Annotated in this window: 22 protein-coding genes; 10 read left to right on the forward strand and 12 right to left on the reverse strand. The window is 73.6% G+C overall.

What is annotated here, in order from left to right; translation table 11 throughout:
• The first annotated feature begins 104 nt into the window (after positions 1-104).
• Positions 105-881 carry a DUF998 domain-containing protein gene (locus ACZ7LE_RS09595; protein WP_470403040.1) on the forward strand — a complete coding sequence of 259 codons (777 nt, stop codon included), beginning with the start codon at positions 105-107 and terminating at the stop codon, positions 879-881.
• Here the strand turns inward: ACZ7LE_RS09595 and ACZ7LE_RS09600 are convergent.
• Positions 847-5976 (reverse strand): Lhr family helicase, encoded by a 5130-nt coding sequence (locus ACZ7LE_RS09600; protein ID WP_470403041.1) that lies wholly within the window; start codon positions 5974-5976, stop codon positions 847-849. The genes ACZ7LE_RS09595 and ACZ7LE_RS09600 overlap by 35 nt on opposite strands.
• 59 nt (positions 5977-6035) lie before the next feature.
• Between ACZ7LE_RS09600 and ACZ7LE_RS09605 the strand changes: the two genes are divergently transcribed.
• The 3 genes from ACZ7LE_RS09605 (at position 6036) to ACZ7LE_RS09615 (ending at position 8454) form a co-directional block, all read left to right on the forward strand.
• Entirely contained in the window at positions 6036-6272 is a 237-nt protein-coding gene (locus ACZ7LE_RS09605) for a DUF3046 domain-containing protein (protein ID WP_285104967.1), read from the forward strand.
• 261 nt (positions 6273-6533) lie between these two features.
• Positions 6534-7754: a recombinase RecA gene (gene recA, locus ACZ7LE_RS09610; RefSeq protein ID WP_470403042.1), complete on the forward strand. Its 1221-nt coding sequence runs from the start codon at positions 6534-6536 to the stop codon at positions 7752-7754.
• 34 nt (positions 7755-7788) lie between these two features.
• Positions 7789-8454: a regulatory protein RecX gene (locus ACZ7LE_RS09615; RefSeq protein WP_470403043.1), complete on the forward strand. Its 666-nt coding sequence runs from the start codon at positions 7789-7791 to the stop codon at positions 8452-8454.
• Between the two features lie 191 nt (positions 8455-8645).
• Here the strand turns inward: ACZ7LE_RS09615 and ACZ7LE_RS09620 are convergent, their stop codons facing one another.
• The 4 genes from ACZ7LE_RS09620 to ACZ7LE_RS09635 form a co-directional block, all read right to left on the reverse strand.
• Positions 8646-9545, reverse strand: a complete 900-nt coding sequence (locus tag ACZ7LE_RS09620; RefSeq protein ID WP_470403044.1) for an amino acid ABC transporter permease — start codon at positions 9543-9545, stop codon at positions 8646-8648.
• Complete coding sequence (locus ACZ7LE_RS09625) at positions 9542-10231, reverse strand: amino acid ABC transporter permease (protein ID WP_470403297.1); 690 nt, start codon at positions 10229-10231, stop codon at positions 9542-9544. Before ACZ7LE_RS09625 ends, ACZ7LE_RS09620 begins: the two co-directional genes overlap by 4 nt.
• A gap of 141 nt (positions 10232-10372) precedes the next feature.
• Positions 10373-11227 carry a glutamate ABC transporter substrate-binding protein gene (locus ACZ7LE_RS09630; protein WP_470403045.1) on the reverse strand — a complete coding sequence of 285 codons (855 nt, stop codon included), beginning with the start codon at positions 11225-11227 and terminating at the stop codon, positions 10373-10375.
• Between the two features lie 64 nt (positions 11228-11291).
• Entirely contained in the window at positions 11292-12107 is an 816-nt protein-coding gene (locus ACZ7LE_RS09635) for an amino acid ABC transporter ATP-binding protein (protein WP_470403046.1), read from the reverse strand.
• A gap of 138 nt (positions 12108-12245) precedes the next feature.
• On the opposite strand from ACZ7LE_RS09635, the gene miaB reads away from it, so the two are divergent.
• Positions 12246-13907: a tRNA (N6-isopentenyl adenosine(37)-C2)-methylthiotransferase MiaB gene (gene miaB, locus ACZ7LE_RS09640; RefSeq protein WP_470403047.1), complete on the forward strand. Its 1662-nt coding sequence runs from the start codon at positions 12246-12248 to the stop codon at positions 13905-13907.
• Positions 13908-13981: 74 nt separating this feature from the next.
• On the opposite strand, the gene ACZ7LE_RS09645 is transcribed toward miaB, so the two are convergent.
• The 5 genes from ACZ7LE_RS09645 to ACZ7LE_RS09665 form a co-directional block, all read right to left on the reverse strand.
• A complete protein-coding gene (locus ACZ7LE_RS09645) occupies positions 13982-14275 on the reverse strand; it encodes a hypothetical protein (protein WP_470403048.1) in 294 nt (97 codons plus the stop codon).
• Positions 14272-14934 (reverse strand): hypothetical protein, encoded by a 663-nt coding sequence (locus tag ACZ7LE_RS09650; protein WP_470403049.1) that lies wholly within the window; start codon positions 14932-14934, stop codon positions 14272-14274. The genes ACZ7LE_RS09645 and ACZ7LE_RS09650 overlap by 4 nt, the downstream gene beginning before the upstream one ends.
• A 73-nt stretch (positions 14935-15007) precedes the next feature.
• Positions 15008-15916: a WXG100 family type VII secretion target gene (locus ACZ7LE_RS09655; protein ID WP_470403050.1), complete on the reverse strand. Its 909-nt coding sequence runs from the start codon at positions 15914-15916 to the stop codon at positions 15008-15010.
• Positions 15917-16028: 112 nt separating this feature from the next.
• Complete coding sequence (locus tag ACZ7LE_RS09660) at positions 16029-16604, reverse strand: type III secretion system chaperone family protein (protein ID WP_470403051.1); 576 nt, start codon at positions 16602-16604, stop codon at positions 16029-16031.
• Complete coding sequence (locus tag ACZ7LE_RS09665; RefSeq protein WP_285104952.1) at positions 16601-17200, reverse strand: type III secretion system chaperone family protein; 600 nt, start codon at positions 17198-17200, stop codon at positions 16601-16603. The genes ACZ7LE_RS09660 and ACZ7LE_RS09665 overlap by 4 nt, the downstream gene beginning before the upstream one ends.
• A 58-nt stretch (positions 17201-17258) precedes the next feature.
• Here ACZ7LE_RS09665 and ACZ7LE_RS09670 point away from each other — a divergent pair, with 58 nt between their 5' ends.
• Genes ACZ7LE_RS09670 through dapF form a run of 3 tightly spaced genes read left to right on the forward strand, consistent with a single transcriptional unit; the run spans position 17259 to position 19906 of the window.
• Positions 17259-17930: a hypothetical protein gene (locus ACZ7LE_RS09670; RefSeq protein WP_470403052.1), complete on the forward strand. Its 672-nt coding sequence runs from the start codon at positions 17259-17261 to the stop codon at positions 17928-17930.
• A gap of 9 nt (positions 17931-17939) precedes the next feature.
• On the forward strand, positions 17940-18944 hold the full coding sequence (miaA, locus tag ACZ7LE_RS09675; protein ID WP_470403053.1) for a tRNA (adenosine(37)-N6)-dimethylallyltransferase MiaA: 1005 nt from the start codon (positions 17940-17942) through the stop codon (positions 18942-18944).
• A complete protein-coding gene (gene dapF / locus ACZ7LE_RS09680; protein ID WP_470403054.1) occupies positions 18941-19906 on the forward strand; it encodes a diaminopimelate epimerase in 966 nt (321 codons plus the stop codon). The genes miaA and dapF overlap by 4 nt, the downstream gene beginning before the upstream one ends.
• 23 nt (positions 19907-19929) lie before the next feature.
• Here the strand turns inward: dapF and ACZ7LE_RS09685 are convergent, their stop codons facing one another.
• A complete protein-coding gene (locus ACZ7LE_RS09685) occupies positions 19930-20529 on the reverse strand; it encodes a class I SAM-dependent methyltransferase (protein ID WP_470403055.1) in 600 nt (199 codons plus the stop codon).
• Positions 20530-20581: 52 nt separating this feature from the next.
• Here ACZ7LE_RS09685 and ACZ7LE_RS09690 point away from each other — a divergent pair, with 52 nt between their 5' ends.
• Entirely contained in the window at positions 20582-21166 is a 585-nt protein-coding gene (locus ACZ7LE_RS09690) for a GNAT family N-acetyltransferase (RefSeq protein ID WP_470403056.1), read from the forward strand.
• 39 nt (positions 21167-21205) lie between these two features.
• Here the strand turns inward: ACZ7LE_RS09690 and ACZ7LE_RS09695 are convergent, their stop codons facing one another.
• Positions 21206-21790 (reverse strand): hypothetical protein, encoded by a 585-nt coding sequence (locus ACZ7LE_RS09695; RefSeq protein ID WP_470403057.1) that lies wholly within the window; start codon positions 21788-21790, stop codon positions 21206-21208.
• A gap of 188 nt (positions 21791-21978) precedes the next feature.
• On the opposite strand from ACZ7LE_RS09695, the gene hflX reads away from it, so the two are divergent.
• Complete coding sequence (gene hflX / locus ACZ7LE_RS09700; RefSeq protein ID WP_470403058.1) at positions 21979-23520, forward strand: GTPase HflX; 1542 nt, start codon at positions 21979-21981, stop codon at positions 23518-23520.
• Positions 23521-23632: the final 112 nt, after the last annotated feature.

Here is a 23632-nt window from a genome sequence, read left to right on the forward strand (position 1 = left end):
CCGGGCCGCGGGCGGTCGGTCAGGGATGGCCCCCAGTGCGGGTCAGGGCGTGACCGGGGGTAAACCCGATGGCTTTCCGGCGTCCGCTCGGCAACTCTTGTCCCATGACCGTTGTAACCGCTGACCTGGGCGAACGCCCGGACCAGCCGATGGCCTCCCCAGACCCCCGCAACACCCGGACCGTGAGCTGGTTCGGCGCGACCGCTCTGCTGCCGATGATCGCCGCGCACGTGCTGGGCGCGTCCGTGGTCGACCCGGTGCTCGACCCGATCAGCTGGTACGCCTTCGTGCCCGGCGGCGGCGAGATGATCCTGGCCGGCGGGGTGATCCTGGCCGTCCTCGGCCTCATCCTCACCGTGCGGATGTACCGCACCGGCCTCGCCGTCGGCCCGGTGCCCGCGGGCGCGATGATCGTCTTCGCCGTCGCGATGGTCCTGGTCGGGGCGTTCCCCACGGACCCGCCCGGGACGGACGCATCGCTGTCCGCCGTCATCCACCGGGTCAGCGCCGCCACGGCCTTCTGCGTGCTCCCCGTGGTCGGGCTGAGCCTGGAACGGTCGATCACTCGGCCGCGCTCGGCCTTCCCGCGTGCCCTGCGGTCGGCGGCCGGCGCGCTCGGCGTCGCGGTCGGGCTGTTCCTGGTGATCCACCTGTCGCTGGTCTACCTCGCCGACTCGGGCATCGCGGCGTTCGGCCTCATCGAGCGGGTGGGGTTCGTGATCATGATCGCCTACCTGTTCCTGCTCGGGGCGACCATCGACCGGGAGGGCCCGGACGGGGTGCTGGACGAGATCGGGCCGCTCGACGCCGTCGGACCGCTCGACGGCGCGAGCCCCGCGCTGGCGTTCAGCGGACCGAGATCCGCAGACCGCGTGGAGTGATCGCGAAGCCCGCCTCGACGAGCGCGCGCGCCGTCGGACGGTGCCGCGCGGCCTCCAGCGCGGGTACGCCGTCGACGCGCTGGACCACCAGCCGCCCGAGCCGGCCCTCCCGGACGGTCCTGGCCAGTGCGGCGGCCGCCGTCGTGAGCCGGGCGGGGTTCTCGGTGAACGACAGCACCGTGCGCCCGCCCCGCTCCACGAACAGGGTCAGGTCGCCGTGGGTGAGCACCACGACGGCACCGGCCTTGCGGCCGGGCCGGTGCGTGGGCCTGCTGCCGGGGGCGCCGTCGGACGCGGTACCCGGTTCCGCGGGGTTCGGCTCCGCGGTGCCCGGTCCCGCTGCCGCCGTTCCGGCGTCCGCCGCCGGGCCGGTGGGCCAGGCGAGCGCCGCGCCGTAGGGGTTGGCCGGGTCCATCGCGGCCAGCACGACGACGCCGCTCGCGCTGGCGGCGCCGGTGGGGGCCGCGACGGCGGCCGTCCGCTCCGCGACCTCCAGCTCCGACTCGACGATCCGGGTGCGGTCGGCGGCATCCACCCGCAGCCGGTCGACGGCGCCGGGCAGGGCGAACTGCGACCCGCCGAGGTGCTCCACGAAGTACCCGCGGCGCACCGCGCCGCGCTCCTCCAGGCCGGACAGCACGCGGTACACGTCTCGGTAGCCCGCCCCGACGCCCTCCGCGGCTGCGGCGGACCGGGTCAGCACCCCGTGCCGTTCGAGCAGCACCTGGGTCAGGGCGTGGGCGTGCAGCGTGGGGTCCGCCTCGCGCATCGGCAGGGCGGCCCAGCGGCCGCCGCCACCCACGGTCGAGGCGCCGGTCCGGAGGGCCGAGGCGGGACGTCCGGGGGACACGGCGAACCGGGACCGGCGCACCGGACGGGCCCGGGCGGCCGTGCGAGGCGCGCGGTGGGCGCCGCCGCCGCTGACCCGCTCGCGCAGCGCGCCCAGCCCGTCGTTGGTGACCTGGCCGGCCCAGACGAGGTCCCAGAGCACCTCCAGCACGGCGTCCGGCTCGGCGGACGTGAGCTCGGCGACGCGCGGGAGGAAGAACCCGCCCGACCCCGTCAGCAGGTCGAGCACCGCGCGGTGCAGGTCGGAGTCGAGCGGGCTCTCCTCCTCGACCGGTTCGAGCGGGGGCAGGGTGAGCGGGGCGCCGTCCGCCAGGTGGAGGGAGACCAGCCCGTCCCCGCCGCCCGAGCCGGGCAGGCGGGAGTGCCCGGCCCACAGCACCTCGCCCGCCACCGTCAGCTCGTCGAGCAGGGCGGGGGAGTAGTCGGTCACCCGGGCGGGCAGCACCAGGGTCTCCAGGGCCGACGCCGGGACCGCCGCCCCCGCGAGCTGCTCGATCGCCTGGACCAGCCCGTCCGCGCCGCGCAGCAGGCCCGTGGACACGTTCTGCCAGCGGGGGAGGAAGGCGCCGAGGGCCTCCTGCTCCACGGGCTCCACCTCGGCCCGCAGCACCGCCAGGGACCGCCGCCGCAGCAGGCGCAGCACCCCGGGGTCGCACCACTCGTCGCCCGTGCCGCCGAGCGCGCCGGGCCGCAGCCGCCCGCGGGCGAGCGCGCCGTCCGCCTCCAGCCGGGCCAGGCCCTGGGCGACGACCGCGACGCCCAGCCCGAACCGCTGGGCTGGGGCCTGCGCGCCGAACGGCCCGTGCGTGCGGGCGTGGCGGCGCAGCAGGTCGCCGAGGGGGTCGGGGACCAGCTCGGTGAACGTCTCGGGGATGCCCACCGGGAGCGCCACGCCGAGCGCGTCGCGGAGCCGGCCCGCGTCCTCCGCGACCGCCCACTGCTCCCGGCCGGCGAACCGGACCCGGATCACCCGGCGCGTGGCCTCCAGCTCCTCGAGCCAGTGCGCCACGGCGTGGCGGGCGTCCTCCCGGGTACGTGCCTCCAGGGCGTCCAGCGGATGCGGTCCCGTGCGCCGCAGCAGGTCCCACAGCCCCTCGGCGTCGCGGGCCTGCCGGTCCGGGGCGAGCCCGGCGAGCTCGGCCTCGGTGCGTTCCACGGCCCCCGGGTCGAGCAGGTCGGCCAGGTCGGCGGACCCCTGCTCCCCGAGCAGCTCGGCGAGCAGCTCCGGGTCCAGCGACAGGGCTGCCGCGCGGCGCTCGGCCAGCGGCGCGTCGCCGTCGTACAGGAACTGCGCGGTGTAGCCGAACAGGAGCGACTGGGCGAACGGCGACGGCGTCGGGGTCGTGACCTCGACCACCCGGACGCCGCCCTGGCCGATCTCGCGCATGAGGTCGGCCAGCGCCGCCACGTCGAAGTCGTCCTGGAGGCACTCGCGGGCGGCCTCCAGCACGATCGGGAAGTCCGGGAACTGGCTGGCCACCTCCAGGAGCTGGGCCGACCGCTGGCGCTGCTGCCACAGGGGCTGCCGCTTGTCCGGCCGGCGTCGCGGGAGCAGGAGGGCGCGCGCTGCTGCCTCCCGGAACCGCGCGGCGAACATGACCGAGGAGCCCAGCTCGTCGCGGACGGCGCCCAGCACCTCGTCCGGGTCCAGCAGCAGGTCCTCGAGCGTGACCCGGCCCGGGACGTGCTGCGGGTGGGCCTCGCCGTCGAGGGCCCCGTGACCGGCCCCGGTGGCCGGCCCGTCCAGCTCCTCGGTACCGGCCCCGTCCGTGCCCCACGGGTCGCCGTCCCAGCCGCCGCCCGAGTCGGGCAGCCGCAGCACGATCCCGTCGTCCGAGTGCATGGCGGCCACGTCCAGGCCGAACCGGGCCCGCAGGCGGGCGCTGATCACGAGCGCCCACGGCGCGTGCACGCGCGCCCCGAGCGGCGAGTGGATCACCACGCGCCAGTCGCCCAGCTCGTCGCGGAACCGCTCGACCACGACCGTCCGGTCGTCGGGCACCCGGCCCGTGCCGAGCCGCTGCTCGGTGAGGTAGGCGGCGAGGTTGTCCGCGGCCCAGTCGTCGAGCCCGGCCTCGCGCAGGTGCTTGCGCCCGGCGTCGACGTCGGCGGCCAGAGCGGCGTCGGCCTCGCGGACGAACGCGCCGACCGCGCGCCCGAGCTCGGCCGGGCGGCCGGGGGCGTCGCCCTTCCAGAAGGGGAGGCGACCAGGCAGGCCGGGCGCCGGGGTGACCAGCACCCGGTCGGTGGTGATCTCCTCGATGCGCCAGGTGCTCGAACCCAGCGTGAACGTGTCGCCCACCCGGGACTCGTAGACCATCTCCTCGTCGAGCTCGCCCACGCGCCGGCCTCCGCGGGGCCTGGTGCTGCTCGTCCCGCCGGAGGTGCCGTCGGCGAGCACGCCGCCGTCCGTCGCGTCGGTGGCGAGGAAGACGCCGTAGGCGCCCTTGTCGGGGATGGTGCCGCCGCTCGTGGCGGCCAGGCGCAGGGCGCCGGGTCGGCCCCGCAGCAGACCCGTGGCGCGGTCCCAGGTGATGCGAGCCCGCAGCTCCGCGAAGTCCTCGCTGGGGTAGCGCCCGGCGAGCATGTCGAGCACGGCGCGCCAGGTGGCGTCGCCGACGTGCGCGAACGGCGCGGCCCGGCGGACCAGCGCGAGCAGCTCGGCCTCGTCCCAGTCGTCCACGGCCAGCGCCGCGACCACCTGCTGCGCCAGGACGTCGAGCGGGTTGGCCGGCACGTGCATGTGCTCGATGGCACCCGTGCGCATGCGCTGCGCGATGACGGTCGCCGGCACGAGGTCGCCCCGGAACATCGGGAACACCACGCCCTTGGAGACTGCGCCCACCTGGTGGCCGGCACGGCCGATGCGCTGCAGCCCGCTGGCGACCGACGGCGGCGCGCCCACCTGCACCACGAGGTCCACGGCGCCCATGTCGATGCCGAGCTCCAGGGACGACGTCGCGACCACGGCGGGCAGCCGGCCCTCCTTGAGCTCCGTCTCGGTGCGGGTGCGCTCCGCGCGGCTCATCGACCCGTGGTGGGCGCGCGCGAGCACGGCCTCTGCCCGGTCGGCCCCGTCCGGGGACGGCGGCTGTCCGGGGACGGCCTCGGGCATGCCGCGTTCGCCGGGTACGGGCCGGGGGATCCCGGCGGCCGTGCCGGACTGCCCGGGAACGAGCGCGGCCCAGGTGCTGGCCGGGTCGGCGATGTCGAGCCCCTGCCGCTGGGCCCAGACCTCGTTCATCCGGGCGGTCAGCCGCTCGGCGCCGCGCCGGTTGTTGGTGAAGACGATGGTGGAGGTGTGGTCGGCCACGAGGTCGACCACGCGCTCCTCCACGTGCGGCCAGACCGAGGCCTTGCGCAGGGGCTGGGTCGCCTCGCCCGAGAGGTCGATCTCGTCGTCGCCCGTGCCCGGCCCGGCCCCGTCGTCGCGGCCCGGGTCCGGCACGCCTGCACTGGGCGCGCTCCCCAGGTCCGCGAGGTCTGGCACCGGTACGACGACGTCGATGGCCCATTCCTTGTGCGACGGTGGCTGCACGACGACGACCTCGCGCGCCGACTCGTCGGAGCGGCCGCCGCCGAGGAACCGGGCGACGGCCTCGACCGGGCGCACCGTGGCGGACAGGCCGATCCGCTGCGCCGGCCGGTCGAGCAGGGCGTCGAGGCGCTCCAGGCTCAGGGCGAGGTGGGCGCCGCGCTTGGTGCCCGCGACGGCGTGGATCTCGTCGAGCACCACGGTCTCGACGCCCGCGAGCCCGGCGCGGGCCGACGAGGTGAGGATGAGGAAGAGGGACTCCGGCGTGGTGACCAGGATGTCCGGCGGACGCGTGGCGAACGCGCGCCGCTCGCTCGCGGGCGTGTCGCCCGTGCGCATGCCGACGGTGACGTCGGGCACCTCGATGCCGTCGCGTGCGGCGGCCTGCCGGATGCCCGTCAGCGGGGAGCGCAGGTTGCGCTGCACGTCCGCGGCCAGGGCCTTCAGGGGCGACACGTACAGCACGCGGCAGCGGCGCGCCCGCTCCTGGGGCACGGGCTCGGACATGATCCGGTCGATCGACCAGAGGAACGCCGCGAGGGTCTTGCCCGACCCGGTCGGTGCCACCACGAGCGCGTGCTGGTCACGCGCGACGGCGTCCCATGCGCCGGCCTGGGCGGCGGTGGGCTGGGCGAAGGCACCGGTGAACCACGTGCGGGTGGCCGGTCCGAACCGGGAGAGCGGGTCGTCGGGCGTGGGCATGGTCCCCATTCTGTCCCCGACCACTGACACGGGCCGGGGGAGGTGCCGGGGCGTCGTAGGGTTGACGGGTGCGTGAACGGGACTTCTGGCAGCTGGTCGACGAGGTGTTCGGCCCCGCCTACGGGCGTGCGCTGGCACGCGAGCAGGTGCTCCCGGCGCTCGACGGGCGCACCCCGGCGGTCGCCCTGGCGGACGGCGACGAGCCGCGCGACGTGTGGCACGCGCTGTGCGACGCGCTGGACGTGCCCGACGCCGACCGGTGGGGCACCGACAAGTACCGGCAGGCCCCGCCGCCGCGTCGCTGAGGGCGTCCCGGCACGCTCCTCGGGGCGTCTTCGGCCCTGCTGCCCGCTCCGGTGAGATGTCCTGCGACACACCGGTGTGTCCTGCCTTGCCTCGAACACGCGTTCGGCTAGACTTTGACCACAGGCACGGATTTCGGAACGTCGTCCACAGGCGGCGGCCGGAGCAGGCGTCCGTGTCAGTGGCTCCGCGTACGGTCGGCAACGACGTACCGAGCCATCCATGTCGGCGCACAGAGCGCCCAGAGACCGAAGGTGTTGCACATGCCCGCACCAGCAGACCGCGACAAGGCCCTCGAGGCCGCTCTCGCACAGATCGACCGTAGTTTCGGCAAGGGCTCGGTCATGCGCCTCGGCGACGAGACCCGCGCGCCCATCGAGGTGGTTCCCACCGGTTCGATCGCCCTCGACGTGGCCCTCGGCATCGGCGGCCTCCCGCGCGGCCGCATCGTCGAGGTGTACGGCCCCGAGTCCTCGGGCAAGACGACCATCGCGCTGCACGCCGTCGCCAACGCCCAGCGCCTGGGCGGTATCGCGGCGTTCATCGACGCCGAGCACGCGCTCGACCCGGAGTACGCCAAGAAGCTCGGTGTCGACACCGACGCCCTCCTGGTCTCGCAGCCGGACACCGGCGAACAGGCGCTGGAGATCACGGACATGCTGATCCGCTCCGGCGCGCTCGACATCATCGTCATCGACTCCGTCGCGGCCCTGACGCCCAAGGCCGAGATCGAGGGCGAGATGGGTGACAGCCACGTGGGTCTCCAGGCCCGCCTCATGTCGCAGGCCCTGCGCAAGATCACCGGCGCGCTCAGCGCGTCCGGCACCACCGCGATCTTCATCAACCAGCTGCGCGAGAAGATCGGCGTGTTCTTCGGCTCACCCGAGACCACCACCGGTGGAAAGGCGCTGAAGTTCTACGCGTCGGTCCGTCTCGACATCCGCCGCATCGAGACCCTCAAGGAGGGTACGGACGCGGTCGGTAACCGCACCCGCGTGAAGGTCGTCAAGAACAAGATGGCGCCGCCCTTCAAGCAGGCGGAGTTCGACATCCTGTACGGCCACGGCATCTCCCGCGAGGGTGGGCTCATCGACATGGGCGTGGAGCACGGCTTCGTGCGCAAGTCCGGCTCGTGGTTCACCTACGAGGGCGACCAGCTCGGCCAGGGCAAGGAGAACGCGCGGTCCTTCCTGCGCGACAACCCCGACCTCGCCAACGACATCGAGAAGCGGGTCAAGGAGAAGCTGGGCGTGGGACCGAAGGTCGACGCCCCGGCGGACCCGGCCGCGGGTGCTCCTGCACCGTCGGCGACCGAGGCCACCCCGCCCACGGGCACCGTCGCGGCGGCCAGCTCGTCCTCGCGGACGACCACCACGGCCAAGGCCACGAAGACGACGACGGCGCGTGCGAAGACCGCCGTCAAGACGACGGCGGCGAAGACCGCGGCCAAGGCGGAGGCGGCCGCCGAGAAGGCTCCGTTCTGACGTGCAGTACGGTGATCCAGCGGATGGTCCCGGCGTGGGGAAGCGTCGGGGCCATCCGGCCTTTGCGGGGGGCGACCAGGAGGACCGCAGGACGGGCGGCCGCGGGCGCCGGAACGGTCACTACGGCGGCGGTCGTGGCGGCGAGCGGGCACCCCGCAAGACCGTCGCGGAGCGCCTGGAGGCCGGCGAGATCAGCCGGGACGACGCCGTCGAGAAGACCCGCGAGGTCGTTCTTCGCATCCTGACGGCGGCGCAGAAGTCCCGCCGTGAGCTGGAACAGTCGCTGGCCCGCAAGGGCTACCCGGAGGACGTCGTCGTCCAGGTGCTCGACCGGTTCGGCGAGGTGGGCCTCGTGGACGACGCGACCTACGCGGAGACCATCGTGCGCACCCGGCACGCCGAGCGTGGCCTGGCGCGCCGTGGCATCGCCGCGGAGCTGCGCCGACGGGGCATCGACGAGGACACCGCGGTCGAGGCCCTGGAGCAGCTCGACTCCGACGACGAGCGGGCGGCGGGCGCGCGGCTCGCCGGCAAGCTCGTCACCCGCACGCGCGGCCTCGACCGCCAGGTGCGGGTGCGCCGCGCCGTCGGCTCGCTCGCGCGCAAGGGCTACGCGCCCGGCCTGGCCTTCGAGCTGGTCAAGGACGCGCTCGCCGCGGAGGGCGAGGAGACGGACGACCTCGGCTACGCCGAGGACTGAGTCGGAGGGCCGAGCCCGGGGACCGAGCCTGAGCACTGAGCCGGGGACCGAGCTCAGGGACTGAGCTCGGGGACTGAGCCGGGGACCGGCGAGAGACGGGCTCGGAGATGCTGTCCGGGCCAGCAGGACGCCAGAGAGGCGCCCCCACAGCTTGTGGGGGCGCCTCTGGCTGTCTGGACGAGGGAGGTGGGCTAGGTGCCGGTGCCCGGCCCCGGGCCGCCGCCGACGAACCCGCCGGCCGCGGTCGGGTTGCCGATGCCGGTGCCCTCGATCGTGGCTCCCGCCGTACGGCTGGACAGGAGCTTCGCCAACCGGTGCGCCGCGAACGTCAGCAGCCAGTTGATGATGATGAACACGATGGCCACCACCACCAGTGCCTGCAGCGGGTTCTGCTCCTTGGACGACAGGATCTGGGCCGACCGGAGCAGCTCGGGGTACAGGATGATCTGCCCCAGCGCCGAGTCCTTGAGCACGACCACCAGCTGCGAGACGATCGCGGGCAGCATGGCGACCAGGGCCTGCGGGAGCTGGATCGACCGGAGGGTCTGCGACCGCGTCAGACCGATCGCCAGGCCCGCCTCACCCTGCCCCTTCGGGAGGTTCCCGACCCCGGCCCGGACCAGCTCCGCGATGACCGAGCCGTTGTACAGCACCAGGGCGACGACCACCGCGGCGAACGGACGGTCGGCGATCCACTGCGCCTGCGCCGAGAAGAACATGTAGAAGAAGATCATCATCAGCAGGACCGGCACGGCGCGGAAGAACTCCACGACCACACCGGACACCCAGCGGACCGCCCCGTTGTGGGAGAGCCGGCCGATGCCGAAGACGATGCCGAACACGATGGCACCCACCGTGGCGAACGCCGCCGAGCGCAGGGTGTTCTGCAGACCCGGGAGGTAGTAGAACTGCCACGCCTCGGCGGACACGGCGTTCTGCCAGAGCGTGGGCGCGAACTGCCCCTTCTCGTACAGGACGGACGCGATCCAGGCGAGCCCCCCGAGGACCACCACGGCGGCGACCACGTTGCCGACCATGGACAGGGTCCGGGCGCGAGGCCCCTGAGCGTCGAACAGGACGGACGAGCTCATCGCTTCACCGCCAGTCGCTGGGAGAGCCAGGTGGTGCCCACACCGATCGGGATCACCAGGATCACGAAGCCGACGGCGAACAGCAGGAAGATCGCGACCATGAGGTCGGGCCGGAATTCGATCATGGTCCTCATCAGTGACGACGTCTCCGTCGCGACCGACGCCGCCACGGCGACGGTCGAGTTCTTCAGCAGCGCGATGAGCGTGTTGCCCAGCGGCGCGATCGCCCCGCGGAACGCCTGCGGCAGGATCACCAGGCGGGCCGCCGGCAGGAACGAGAGACCGATCGCGCGCGCGGCCTCGGCCTGCCCCACCGGGACGGTGTTGACGCCGGAGCGGATGGCCTCGCAGACGAACGCCGCGTGGTAGACGGCCAGCCCCAGCACCGCGTACCAGAAGAACGTGGTGTTCAGGTTGTCGGTGAGGGAGAGCCCGAGCTGCGAGAACAGCACGAGGTAGGTGAACGTGAGGATGATCGTCAGCGGTGTGTTCCGGAAGATCGTCACGTAGGCGGTGCCTGCCCACTGGAGCGACGCGATCGGCGAGATACGCATCAGTGCGAGCACGGTACCGAGGAGCAGGGACAGCAGCGCCGCCCAGAACGTGAGCTGGATGTTGACCCAGAACGCGCCCAGGACGTCGTACTGAGCGAAGAGCTCGGCGAACCCGGAGAAGAAGTCGTCCACGGTCACCTTTCAGGGATAGGTCAGGGGCGGCGTGCGACACCTGTCGACGACGCCGGACGTGCCTGACGCCGGACCGACCGCGCCCCGGGGGAGGCAGTCGGTCCGGCGTCAGCCACTGTGGTCAGACGAGATGCTGCAGGGTCAGGCGCAGGCGTCCGGCGTCGGCGGGTTGAGGTCCGCGTTCGGGGTGTAGTCGGCGCCCTCGGTGTTGGCGGCGACCAGCTCGTCCCACGTGCCGTCCTCGATCATCTCGGTGATCGCGGCGTTGATGTCCTCGCACTGGTCGGAGTCCTTCGGGAGGCCGACGCCGTAGCGCTCCTCCGAGAAGGGCGCGCCGACGACCTTGAACTTGCCGGCGTTCTCCTCGGTCGCGGCCAGGCCGGCGAGGATGATGTCGTCGGTGGTCACGGCGTCGACGGCACCAGACGCGAGAGCGGTGGCGCACTCGGCGTAGCCGCCGCGCTCCACGAGCTGCACACCCTCGGAGTACTGCGTCTTGATGTTCTCGGCGGAGGTCGACCCGGTGACCGAGCAGAGGTTCTTGCCCTCCAGGTCCTCGGGGCCGGTGATGTCGGTGTTGTCAGCCGCGACCAGCAGGTCCTGGCCGGCGACGAAGTACGGGCCGGCGAAGGAGATGAGCTCCTTGCGCTCGTCGTTGATCGAGTAGGTCGCGAAGATCATGTCGACGTCGCCGTTCTGCAGCGCCGTCTCGCGGTTGGCCGAGATGGTCTCGACGAACTCGATCTGGTCCTCGGAGTAGCCCAGCTTGTCGGCGACGTAACGGGCGACGTCGGTGTCGAAGCCCGTGAACGTGTCACCTTCCTGCAGGCCGAGTCCCGGCTGGTCGTACTTGATACCGATGCGGATGGTGTCGCCGCCGCCCGCGGCGGTGTCGTCGCCGCCGGTCGGCTCGCCGACCTCGCCGCCGCCACACGCGGAAAGTGCGAGTGTCGAGGCAGCCGCCATCGCCAGGAGGCCCATGGTGTGCTTGCGCATGATTGCCCTTCGGTAGTGCGGGACCCGGTCGGGGCCCCGAGGGGGTGGGATCGGTCGGTGAAGATCAGTGGGTCAGGATCTTGGACAGGAAGTCCCGGGCCCGCTCGCTCTTGGGCGCGGTGAAGAACTCCTCGGGCTGAGCCTCCTCGACGATCTGGCCGTCCGCCATGAAGACGACGCGGTCGGCGGCCTTCCGGGCGAAGCCCATCTCGTGGGTCACGACGATCATCGTCATGCCCTCCTGGGCGAGCGCGACCATGGCGTCGAGCACCTCGTTGACCATCTCCGGGTCGAGGGCCGACGTCGGCTCGTCGAACAGCATCACCTTCGGCTGCATCGCCAGGGCCCGCGCGATCGCGACGCGCTGCTGCTGGCCGCCCGACAGCTGGGCCGGCATCTTGCCGGCCTGGTTGCCGACGCCCACGCGGTCGAGCAGGGCACGCGCCTGCTCCTCCGCGGCCTTCTTGGACAGCCCGCGGACCTTGCGCGGCCCGAGCGTCACGTTGTCGAGCACGGTCTTGTGCGCGAACAGGTTGAACGACTGGAAGACCATCCCGACCTCGGCGCGCAGCTGCGCCAGGGCCTTGCCCTCCTCGGGCAGGGTCTTCCCGTCGACGGTGATCGAACCGTCGTCGATGGTCTCCAGGCGGTTGATCGCCCGGCACAGCGTGGACTTGCCGGAGCCGGACGGGCCGATGACGACCAGCACCTCGCCCTTGCGGACGGTGAGGTCGATGTCCTGCAGCACGTGCAGCGCGCCGAAGTGCTTGTTCACGCGCTTCAGCTCGACGAGGGGTGCCCCGAGGGCACGGTCCGACGTCGGAGCGTCCGCGGAGCTGTCGGCCGCCGGTTGGCCGGTGGCCGAGGTGGTCTGGTCCATCCCTTGAACCTAACGATCCGATGTTTCAAGGACCAAGTCGACGGGTCATCCCGGCACAACGTTTCGGTAACAGATGCCCGTAATGTGCCTGGATCAACCGTTCGTCGCGCCCCGAATGGGGTCGTAAAATCGAGGACGATGTCCACGACCGCCCTGCCCACAGTCCCGCTCGACGCCGCCGCGACCGACACCGCCGTCGGCGACGCCGCGTCCGAGCAGCCCCGCACCTACCTGGTCCGCACCCTCGGGTGCCAGATGAACGTGCACGACTCCGAGCACATGGCCGGCATGCTCGAGCAGGCCGGCTACACGCGCGCGTCCAGCCAGGACGAGGCCGCGAACGCCGCCGACGTCGTCGTGATCAACACCTGCGCCGTGCGCGAGAACGCCGCCAACAAGCTTTACGGGAACCTCGGGCAGCTCGCAGGCATCAAGGCCACCCGGCCGGGCATGCAGATCGCCGTCGGCGGCTGCCTGGCCCAGAAGGACCGCGGCGACATCGTGGCGAAGGCCCCGTGGGTCGACGTCGTGTTCGGCACGCACAACCTCGACGCCCTGCCCGTGCTGCTGGAGCGCGCCCGGCACAACGAGGCGGCCCAGGTCGAGATCGCGGAGTCGCTGCAGGTCTTCCCGTCCACGCTGCCGACCAAGCGCGAGTCCGTCTATGCGGGCTGGGTCAGCATCTCGGTGGGTTGCAACAACACCTGCACCTTCTGCATCGTGCCGCACCTGCGCGGCAAGGAGCGCGACCGCCGTCCGGGGGAGATCCTCGCGGAGGTCGAGGCGCTCGTGGCCGCCGGTGCCATCGAGGTGACGCTGCTGGGCCAGAACGTGAACAGCTACGGCGTCGAGTTCGGCGACCGCGGCGCGTTCGCCAAGCTGCTGCGCGCGTGCGGCCGGATCGAGGGCCTGGAGCGCGTGCGGTTCACGTCGCCGCACCCGGCCGCGTTCACCGACGACGTGATCGCCGCCATGGCCGAGACCCCGAACGTCATGCCGCAGCTCCACATGCCGCTGCAGTCCGGTTCCGACCGGATCCTGCGCGCGATGCGCCGCTCGTACCGCTCGGACAAGTTCCTCGGCATCCTCGACCGGGTCCGTACCGCGATGCCCGACGCGTCGATCACGACCGACATCATCGTGGGCTTCCCGGGCGAGACCGAGGAGGACTTCGCCGAGACCATGCGCGTGGTCGAGGCGTCCCGGTTCAGCTCGGCCTTCATCTTCCAGTACTCGCCGCGCCCGGGCACGCCCGCCGCGACGATGGAGGACCAGCTCCCGAAGGCGGTCGTGCAGGAGCGGTTCGAGCGCCTGCTCGCTCTCCAGGAGCGCATCGGGGCCGAGGAGGCCGACCGGCAGGTCGGGCGCACGCTCGAGGTGCTCGTCGCCGAGGGCTCGGGCCGCAAGGACGGCGCCACGCACCGCCTCTCGGGCCGCGCGGCCGACAACCGCCTCGTCCACTTCGGCCTCACCACCGGGCCCGGCGCCGCGGCTGTGACGGGCGTGGACCTCACGCAGGCGCCGGCCGACCTCGACGACCCGCGCCTGGCCGACGTCGTGCCCGCGGGCGTGCCGCGCCCCGGCGACACGGTCACCGTGACGGTCACGAAGGCGGCGCCGCACCACCTGATCGCCGAACCCGCCGACGCCGCGGGCCTCGTGGTGCGCCGCACCCGGTCGGGTGACGCCTGGGCCGCGCGGGAGAAGGCGCGGCTCGGCGGGGGCGAGGACGAGCACTCGCACGGCACGCCGGCGCCGTCGGGCCCGGTCTCGCTGGGCCTGCCCACCCTGCGCCGCTGATGCGACCCGACCTGCGCTGCTGAGACGGCGAGGCCGGCCCCGTCTGATGACGGGGCCGGCCTGGTGTCGCTCGGTCAGCGGTTCTGCTCGAGGTAGTTCGCCCGGACCTTCTGCGCGCGGGCGACCGGCAGGCAGCACAGGCCCGCGACGACGCAGAGGCCGATGAACACCCAGGGGAAGTCGTCCCCGGCGTTGAAGCCGCGGAAGTTGTCCTGGTAGTCGCCGGCCTGGGCGACCCACCACGCGAGCCAGGTGAGGCCGGCCCCGGCCCACGCCACCACGGCGAAGACCACCCACATCGAGGCGAGGCGGTGCGCCTTGGCGGGGTCGCCCCCGTCGGACCACCGGTCCTTGGTCGGCGAGCTCATGCGAGGGCCTTGGCCAGGAGCCCGAACGTCGGGTCTGCCGCGACCGGGACGGGCTGGGGGAGGCGCTCGACGGGGCCGCTGGAGATCTCCCAGGCCTTGTCCTCGCCGATCCGGACGGCCGCGGCGCGGTCCCCGGTCGGCGCACCCGGCTGCGCGATGACCTTGATGCTCCCGGCGAACGGCAGGGTCGTGACGTCCTGGAACGTGGCGCGGACGTAGCGGGAGGCGACGTCGATCAGGCGGTCGCCGGCGGGCACGGGGAGCGCCTGCCAGATGCCGTACTCCTTGGGCTCGATCAGCGCGGCGCCGTCGGGGGACTTGACCAGGAGCGCCACGTGGTTGGTCTCCCCGGACACCCCGGCGGCCTCGATCCACTCGGTGGCGCGGTTCAGCACCGCGGCCAGCGCGAGCACGGGACCCTGCGGGGTCAGCGTCCCGGCGGCGTCGACCGTGGCCATCTTCCGCACGATCAGCGAGCTGAGGCCGGCGCCGAGCAGGGGGGAGCCCTCGGGCACCTCGGGCAGGCGCAGCGACTCGCGGGTCTTCCGGGCCGAGGCGTCGTCACCCAGCGACAGCAGGCTGAGGAGCTCGAAGCCGGTCAGCTCGATCGTCTGCTCGGCGCGGCGGTCGGGGGCCGTTGTGGTGTCCTGCTCAGTCATCGGTTCCTCCTCGTCGGGCCGGTCGGCCGCAATTCTTCCAGGTCAAGGTCGGTGCTCTCCAACCGGGGGCTTGTCACCACGGCAAGAGGTCCTTCGCGCCGTCGATGAGGTCGCCACCCGCGTCCAGGACGTCGCCCGCAGCGTCGGCCACCCCGCCGGCGATGTCCCCGGCCGTGTCCCCGACCCAGCCCGCGGCGTCGGAGGCGACGTTCCAGGCGCCCTCGGTGATGTTGCCGTCGACGAGGAGGTCGGTGACGGCCCAGGCCGCGCCCGCACCGAGGATCGCCCAGCCGACGGGGTTGGAGACGAGTCCGGCGGCGACGAGCAGGCCGCCGACGCCGAGACCGGCGCTGATGGCGCCGTCGCCCGCCATCCAGTAGTCGCCGGAGCCGATGCCCTGGCCCATCTGGAACGCGCCGAACGCGACCGAGCCCCAGGCGAAGGCCTTGCCCGCCGTGCCGATGGCGCCGCCCCAGCCGCCCGGGAGCGCGTCGGCGACACCCCAGATGCCCTGGCCCCAGCGCGCCCCGAGCTCGATGCCGTTGTGGATCAGGCCGCCGACGGTCGCCGCCCAGTTGGCCTCGCCGACGACGTCGAGGACCGTGTCGGCCCAGTTCCCGCCGTCGCCGCCGCCGGACAGGGTGCCGACGCCGGCCGCTGACGCACCGGCGAAGACGCCGGCGCCGGATCCTCCGCCGGGCCCGCCGCCCGCGTAGTCGCCGCTGGTCTCCTCCTGGGCGTCCGCGTTGCGCTCGACCGCGCTCCGGGCGCCGGCGAGACCGTCCGCGGCGACGCGGATCGCGGGCACGTGGTGCCCGTCCCACTCCTCGCGGAACTGGTCGCCGCTCGGTCCCAGCCAGTCCACGCTCGACAGCACGGACGTGACCTCGCTGATGGTGTTGTCGAGCGACTGTGCCGCCGCGTCGAACTCCCTCGCGAGGGTGCGCAGCTGCTCGAGATCAGCACCCCACATCTCACCCATCGGTTCTCCCACCCGTTCGTCCGCCGTCAACTGGTGAGAACCGTAACTGACCTGCGACAACGGGACGAGCAAAGGGGTGGGGAGAAGTCCCCATGGACCGGGTGCGGCGAACCTACGCCTCGTCCGACGACGCCTCGTCCGGCTCGGCGTCGGGCGGCGGGGCGAGCGACGCCACCGTCGAGAAGAACTGGCTCGCGGTGACCAGCCCGCACGACACCGTCTGCGCGAGCTGCTCCTCGGTGGCGCCGTGCTCGAAGTCCACCGAGACCTCGGCGTACAGGGCGAGCCCCGCACCCTCCTCCCGGGTGTAGACCTTGGGCCAGATGCGCTCGCGGTTCCAGTCGTTCGCTGCCTGCAGCACGGCCAGCCGGGCCGCCGCGGGCAGCGCGCCTGCCCAGCGGCCCCGCACCTGCAGGATCTCGTCGTGCTCGCCGAGCAGCAGGAACCAGAACCGGTTGCCGTCCCAGGTGCCGGTCACGTCGCCGTCGTCGTCGATGCGGAAGCGGTAGCCGCGGCGCGACAGGTCGTCGCCGACCCGCTGCGTCGTCAGCGGCCGCGGCTTCTCGACCGGGGGGTTCGCCAGCGTGCGGACCTGCGCTCCCGCAGGGCGCCGGGCCGCCGGGGGACGCGGGTTGAGCAGGCGCGCGAGCCAGCGCCCGGCGCCGCCACCGTTCCGGGGCGGGCTCATGGCGCGGACCTCAGCGGGTCGGGGAACGTCTCGTCGAGATGCTCGAAGAACATGGAGCCGGTGGTCAGGCCGCACTGCAGCAGCTGGTCGAGCTGGTCCTCGGTCACGCCGTGCTCCAGGTCGACCGTCACCTCGGTGTAGACCAGCACCGCCCCGTTGTCGCGCACGCGCACGTACGTCTTGGGCCAGATGCGCTCGGCGTTCCACTCGTTGCAGAGCTCGAGGATCTCCTCGAGCCGCTCGATGGTCAGGTCGCGGTGCCACTGCCCGCGCACCTGGAGCACCTCGGAGCTCTCGCCGACCATGAGGAAGTAGAACAGCCAGCCGTGCCACAGCCCGCCGACGTCGCCCTCCGAGTCCACGAAGTAGCTGAACCCGTTCTCGCCCAGCCACTCCACCACGCGGTCGCGCGTGAGCGGCTCGGGAACGGAGGAGGGATCGTCGAGGCCGCCCGTCAGCTCGCGGAGCAGCACGCCCTCCACCTGCGCCCGCAGCTCGTCGTCGTCGAGTTCCCTGGGCTCGGGCTGTTGCGGGCCGGTGGCCGCACGGTCGCCGTCGCCCGCCGTGTTCCGGCGTCGTGACCCGAAGAACCTCACCTGACCACAGTACCCGCCAGACACCCGGTCCCGCTGCGCCCTTCGTCCGGAAAGCCGGGTGGAATCCTTCAGGAACGGCCAGGTGCCGCGCCCGGTGCTACTTTCATCCATCGTGCACGCCGTGATCCTGCCCGCCACCCTGCTCCTCGTCCCGGGGACGGCCCCTGGCCTGCGGACGGACCCGCTCGTGGACGTCCGCGCCGCCGTCGCCGCCGCACTGGTGCGGCTCACCGAGGACGGCCGGGTCCCGCTGGTCGTGGCGCACGGCCTCGCCCTGCGGCACGGCCGGATGCGCCCGTCGCTGGCGGGCTCCGGCATCGGCGACCGCTGGCTGCCCGACCCTCCGCCGGGGGCGGGACGGCGCGTCGGCGGGGCCTGGTCCTGGACGGACGAGATCCGTCCGGTCGCCGGGACCGGCGCCTCCGTGGCGTTGCTGGCGCTCGCGGACGTGCTGGGGGAGCGGGTCGCGGAGGTCGAGGTGCTGGAGGTCCCGCCGTCCTGGCCCGGACCGGTCGCCGGGCCCGACCCCCTGCTGTGCGAGGCCGCCGGCCTGGTCGTCGCGGGCGGGGGAACGCCCGGCGGCCTCGACACCGACCCCGGGGCGCTGACGGACGGCGTCCGGGCCGCCCTGCGCGCGGCGGGCGCCGACGCGTGGACGCCGCAGGTCCAGGTCTTCGCGCAGTCGCACGACCACCTGCCGCCCGAGTACCGCGTGACCGTGCTGGCCTAAGGTATCGGGGTGATCGTCGTCGCCGTCGTGGGGCCCACCGCCACCGGGAAGTCGGACCTCGCGCTCGACCTGGCCCAGGCCCTGGGCGCCGCGCCCGACGCCGGGGCGGAGGCCGTGGCGGGCGAGATCGTCAACGCCGACGCCTACCAGCTCTACCGTGGCATGGACGTCGGCACGGCCAAGGTCCCGCCGGCCGAGCGACGCGGGATCGTGCACCACCAGCTCGACGTGCTCGACCCCACGCAGGACGCGTCCGTGGCGCGCTACCAGGAGGCCGCGCGCGCAGACCTGGACGCGATCGCCGGCCGCGGCGCGCGCGCCGTCGTCGTCGGCGGGTCGGGCCTGTACGTGCGGGCGCTGCTGGACCAGATGGACTTCCCCGGGACGGACCCGGCCGTCCGGGAACGGCTCGAGGCGCGGGCCGAGACCGAGGGCCGGCGCGCCCTGCACGCCGAGCTGGAACGGCTGGACCCGCAGGCCGCCGACAGCATCGGGCCGCACAACACCCGCCGCATCGTGCGGGCGCTGGAGGTCATCGAGATCACCGGCCGCCCCTACACGGCCAACCTGCCGCGCCAGGAGTACGTGCGCCCCGCGGTGCAGATCGGGCTGGACTGCTCGCGCGAGGTGCTCGACGCGCGGGTCGGCAGCCGCGTGGACCGGATGTGGGCCGGCGGCCTGGTCGAGGAGGTGCGCGGCCTGGCGAGCCCCGAGCAGGGCGGCACCGGGAGCGGGCTCGGCGTCACCGCCGCGCGCGCCGTCGGCTACGCCGAGGTGCTCGCCTGGTGGCGCGGCGAGTCCACGGAGGCCGAGGCCAGGGAGGCCGTCACCGCGAACACGCGGCGCCTCGCGCGCAAGCAGATGGGCTGGTTCGGCCGTGACCCGCGCGTGCACTGGCTCGACGCGGCCTCGCCCCACCTGCTGGACGACGCCCTCGCGGTCGTGGCCGCCGCCGACGCCGGGACCTTGGCGGTTGCCGGGACCGAGCCGGTGCGCCGTAGCCTGGGGTCATGACGCAGCCCGCGACCAGCCCCGTGCCCTCCACCCCGACCCCCGGGACCCTCGCCTTCACCAAGGGCCACGGCACGCAGAACGACTTCGTGCTGATCGCGGACCCCGAGGGGCTGCTCGACCTGACGCCGGCCGACGTGCGCCGGCTCGCCGACCGCCGTGCGGGCATCGGGGGCGACGGCGTGATCCGCCTCGCGCCGACCGCCGCCCTGGCGAGCGCGGGCGAGGAGGCCGCCCAGGTCGCCCTGGCCCAGGACCCGACGGCCGAGTGGTTCATGGACTACCGCAACGCCGACGGCTCCGTGGCCGAGATGTGCGGCAACGGCGTGCGCGTCTTCGCCGCGTTCGCCGAGCAGGAAGGCCTGGCCGACCTGTCCGCCGGCCCGCTCAGCCTCGGCACGCGCGCCGGCGTCAAGCGCGTGACCAAGGAGGCCAACGGCTGGTACGCCGTCGACATGGGCCGCTGGTTCCTGCCCGGCGGTGAGAGCGCGGCGGCCGACGGCTACGACGCCGCGGTGGCGGTGCGCGGCTGGACCGCACCCCGGCCCGCCCTGAGCGTCGACCTCGGCAACCCGCACACCGTCGTCGCCCTCGCGAGCGTCGAGGAGCTCGCCGCCCTGGAGCTCTTCCACGCCCCCGAGGTCGCGCCCGTGCCGCCGCACGGCACCAACGTCGAGCTCGTGGTGCCGCTCGGCGAGGAGGAGGGGCCCGACGGCGTCGTCGGCCGCCTGCGCATGCGCGTGCACGAGCGCGGGGTCGGCGAGACGCCGTCCTGCGGCACGGGCGCCTGCGCCGCGGCGCTCGCGGTGCGGACGTGGCAGGGTGGCTCGTCCGGTGACGGCGCCCCCGACACGTGGATGGTGGAGGTGCCGGGCGGCGAGGTGCGCGTGCGTGTGCTGCCGGGCGGCAACGTCGAGCTCGCGGGCCCGGCCGAGCTGGTCTACTCGGGCCGCGTCGCGCTCTGACACATCGACGCGGGTCTGACAGGTCAGCCCGCCGCCCGCAGGACCCGGAAGCCCTTGGACGACGCCGTCCGCTCGACCGGGAGCCCGAGCGCCTCGGTGATCCAGCGGGCCAGCGAGTCGGAACCCAGGTTCTTCTGCACCACGAGCCAGGCCGCCGCGTCGGGCTCCAGCCGGGGCAGCCAGCGCGTCAGCAGGTCGTGCAGCGCGTCCTTGCCGATGCGGATCGGCGGGTTGGACCAGCAGGCCGCGAACCGGATGTCGCCGGGCACGTCGTCGGGCAGGGCCGCCCGGACGTTGGTCAACCCGAGCCGTTCGGCGTTGCGCCGCACCAGGTCGAGGGCGCGCTCGTTGACGTCGACCGCCCAGACCGTGGCCTCCGGCGCCGCCAGCGCCAGGCTGATCGTGATCGGCCCCCAGCCGCAGCCCAGGTCGAGCAGGTCGCCTGACGCCGGGGGAGCCGGGACGTGGTCCAGCAGCACCGCGGTGCCCTTGTCGAGCCCGCCGGGGGAGAAGACGCCGGCCGCCACCTCGACCTCCAGCTCGCGCCCGGAGAGGCGGACGGTCCGGGTGCGGCGCTCGTCGTCCGAGGCGGGCTGTGCGGTGAAGTAGTGGTCGCTGGACACCGGACGATCCTAGGCGGTTGCCGCCCGTGACGACCGGTGCCAGCCTGCGGGCATGGAGATCGCCGAGGCCACCGTGGAGCGGTGGGACGACGTGCAGGCGGTGTTCGGCACGCGCGGCGGCGCCCACCACTGCCAGTGCCAGCGCATCCGGCTGGGCGACCGCGCCTGGTGGTACATGCCGGTCGAGGAGCGCACGCACACGCTGCGGGAGCAGCTCGACCCGCCGCCGGGGGCGCCGACGTCGGGTGCCCTGCTCGGCTACGTCGACGGTGAGCCGGCCGGGTGGGTCGCGGTGGCGCCCCGCACCGAGTTCGTCCGCTACCGCGGTAGCCAGGTCCCGTGGGCGGGCCGGCACGAGGACAAGGACGACGCCGGCGTGTGGTCCATCACGTGCTTCGCCGTGCGCGTGGGCTACCGCAAGCAGGGCCTCATGTACGAGCTCGCGGCGGCCGCCGTCGAGCACGCGCGCGAGCGTGGCGCGCAGGCGGTCGAGGGCTACCCCATCGCCCCGGACCCGGGGCAGCAGATCCCCTGGGGCGAGGTCAACGTGGGCACGCCCGGGCCGTTCGCGGCGGCAGGGCTGACGGAGGTCAGCAGGCCGACCAAACGCCGCCGGGTGATGCGGCGCGACTTCTGAGCCGCCGGCCCGGCGGCCCGGCGGCCGGGCCGCGCCGCGTCACTCCCACGGCGGGTACCCCGCGTACCGGCTCACGCCGAGACCCACCGCCCTGGACCAGCGATGGACCCACTCGTCGAGGTCCCGGATGCCGACCGGTTCCCTGAGCGTGGTCAGGTAGGTCTCGTGCGAGTCGACGACCGCCCGGCCGAGCCCGCGCTCCCGGACCTCGCCGACGAGGCGCTCGCGGAGGTCGGCGGTGGCCGCCCGGTCGTCGAGCAGGACGCTGTGCGCGATGCCGACGAGATCGCCGTCCGTCAGCCCGGCCATGCCCGTCCGCACGATGTCGGGCGGGCGGACCACCGGCCGCGGGGGCGGCGTCAGGAGCATCGTCGCCCGCCAGTTGTAGTCCGGGTCGCGCAGGTGGCCCCGCAGGGCGGCCACCACCATGTCGGTGGGGCACGAGCGGTGCTCCAGGGGCAGCATCCGCCGCAGCCGGCTCACCACGGAGCCGCTGGACCGTCGGGCCTTGGCAGTGACGGAGGCTTCGTCCGCGCCGTCGCGCACCCAGGCCACGATCTGCGTGGTCTCCTCGTCCGTCCACGGACGGCCGGTCCGGTCGGGTCCCTCGGGCTCTTCAGGCATGGTCGTACCGTCCCCTGCGTGCGGTGGTGGTGTGCGCCTTCAAGTCTGGCAGCGGCCGTCGTCGGCCAGGGGTTGTCCACAGGCGCGGGGTCCGGCGGCAGCATTCGGCGGAAAGACATGGCCGCGGGACTTTCGGGCGTGGGATCCTTGTTCTACGAGAGCACGAACCATCGAGAGTTAGGTAATACATGACCCACACCCCGACAGAGCCCGAGCTCCCCGCAGAGGAGACGCCCGAACTCCGCGCGGCCCAGGCAGACGCCCAGGCGATCGCGAACGATGTCGTGGCACGGGTTCTCGCTCGGGCGGGGACCGCACGTGCCGACGGCGGAACGGTGCACACCGAGGCCGACGGCGACCAGCTGGACCTCGAGGAGCGCACCGCGCTGCGCCGCGTGGCCGGCCTGTCGACCGAGCTCGAGGACGTCACCGAGGTCGAGTACCGGCAGCTGCGCCTGGAGAAGGTGGTGCTCGTCGGCCTGTTCTCGGGCGGCGAGCACGCGGCCCGCGACGCGGAGATCTCGCTGCGCGAGCTCGCCGCGCTGGCCGAGACCGCCGGCTCCCAGGTGCTGGACGGCCTGCTGCAGCGACGGCAGAAGCCCGACCCCGGCACGTACCTCGGTTCCGGCAAGGCGCTGGAGCTGGCCCAGGTGGTGCTGGCGACCGGCGCCGACACCGTGATCGTCGACAGCGAGCTCGCCCCGTCCCAGCGCCGTGCGCTGGAGGACGTGGTGAAGGTCAAGGTCGTCGACCGCACGGCCCTGATCCTGGACATCTTCGCGCAGCACGCGAAGTCCCGTGAGGGCAAGGCCCAGGTCGAGCTCGCCCAGCTCGAGTACCTCCTGCCGCGCCTGCGCGGCTGGGGCGAGTCGATGTCCCGCCAGGCCGGTGGCCAGGTGGGCGGCGCGGGCGCCGGCATGGGCTCGCGCGGTCCTGGTGAGACCAAGATCGAGCTGGACCGGCGGCGTATCCGCGACCGCATGGCCAAGCTGCGGCGTGAGATCACCGCGATGAAGCCGGCGCGCGAGACCAAGCGGCTCAGCCGCAAGCGCAACGCGATCCCCGCGGTCGCGATCGCGGGCTACACCAACGCCGGCAAGTCGTCGCTCCTGAACGCGCTGACCGGCGCGGGCGTGCTGGTGCAGAACGCGCTGTTCGCCACGCTGGACCCGACGGTCCGGCGAACGAGGACGGAGGACGGCCGCGTCTACACGTTCACGGACACCGTCGGGTTCGTCCGGCACCTGCCGCACCAGCTCGTCGAGGCGTTCCGGTCCACGCTGGAGGAGGTCGGCGACGCCGACATCCTGCTGCACGTGGTCGACGCGTCCCACCCGGACCCGGAGGGGCAGATCGCGGCGGTCCGCGAGGTGCTGTCCGAGATCCCGGCGTTCGAGGACGTCCACGAGATCGTGGTGCTGAACAAGGCCGACGTCGCCGACCCGACGGTCGTCGGCCGGATCCAGCGGCGCGAGCGGCACACCGCCGTCGTCTCGGCGCACTCCGGCGAGGGCATCGCCGAGCTGCGTGCCCGGATCGCGGCCGAGCTGCCGCGGCCCGGCGTCCACGTGGACCTCGTGGTCCCGTACGAGCGGGGCGACCTGGTGCACCGGGTGCACGAGCACGGCGACATCGAGCTCACCGAGCACGTCGCCGCCGGCACGCACCTGCGCGGCAGGGTCGACGAGCAGCTCGCCACCGAGCTGCGTCAGGTCGCCGTGGCGCACTGACCCGTCCTGCTCCACCTGTCAGACGCCCAGATCCCTCCGGGGAACTGGGCGTCTGACGCGTTTCCTGGGACCGTCCCCCGGCAGCGTGACGAGCTACGCAAGCGGCTTGCAG

The organism is Promicromonospora sp. NPDC110617, assembly GCF_055598465.1.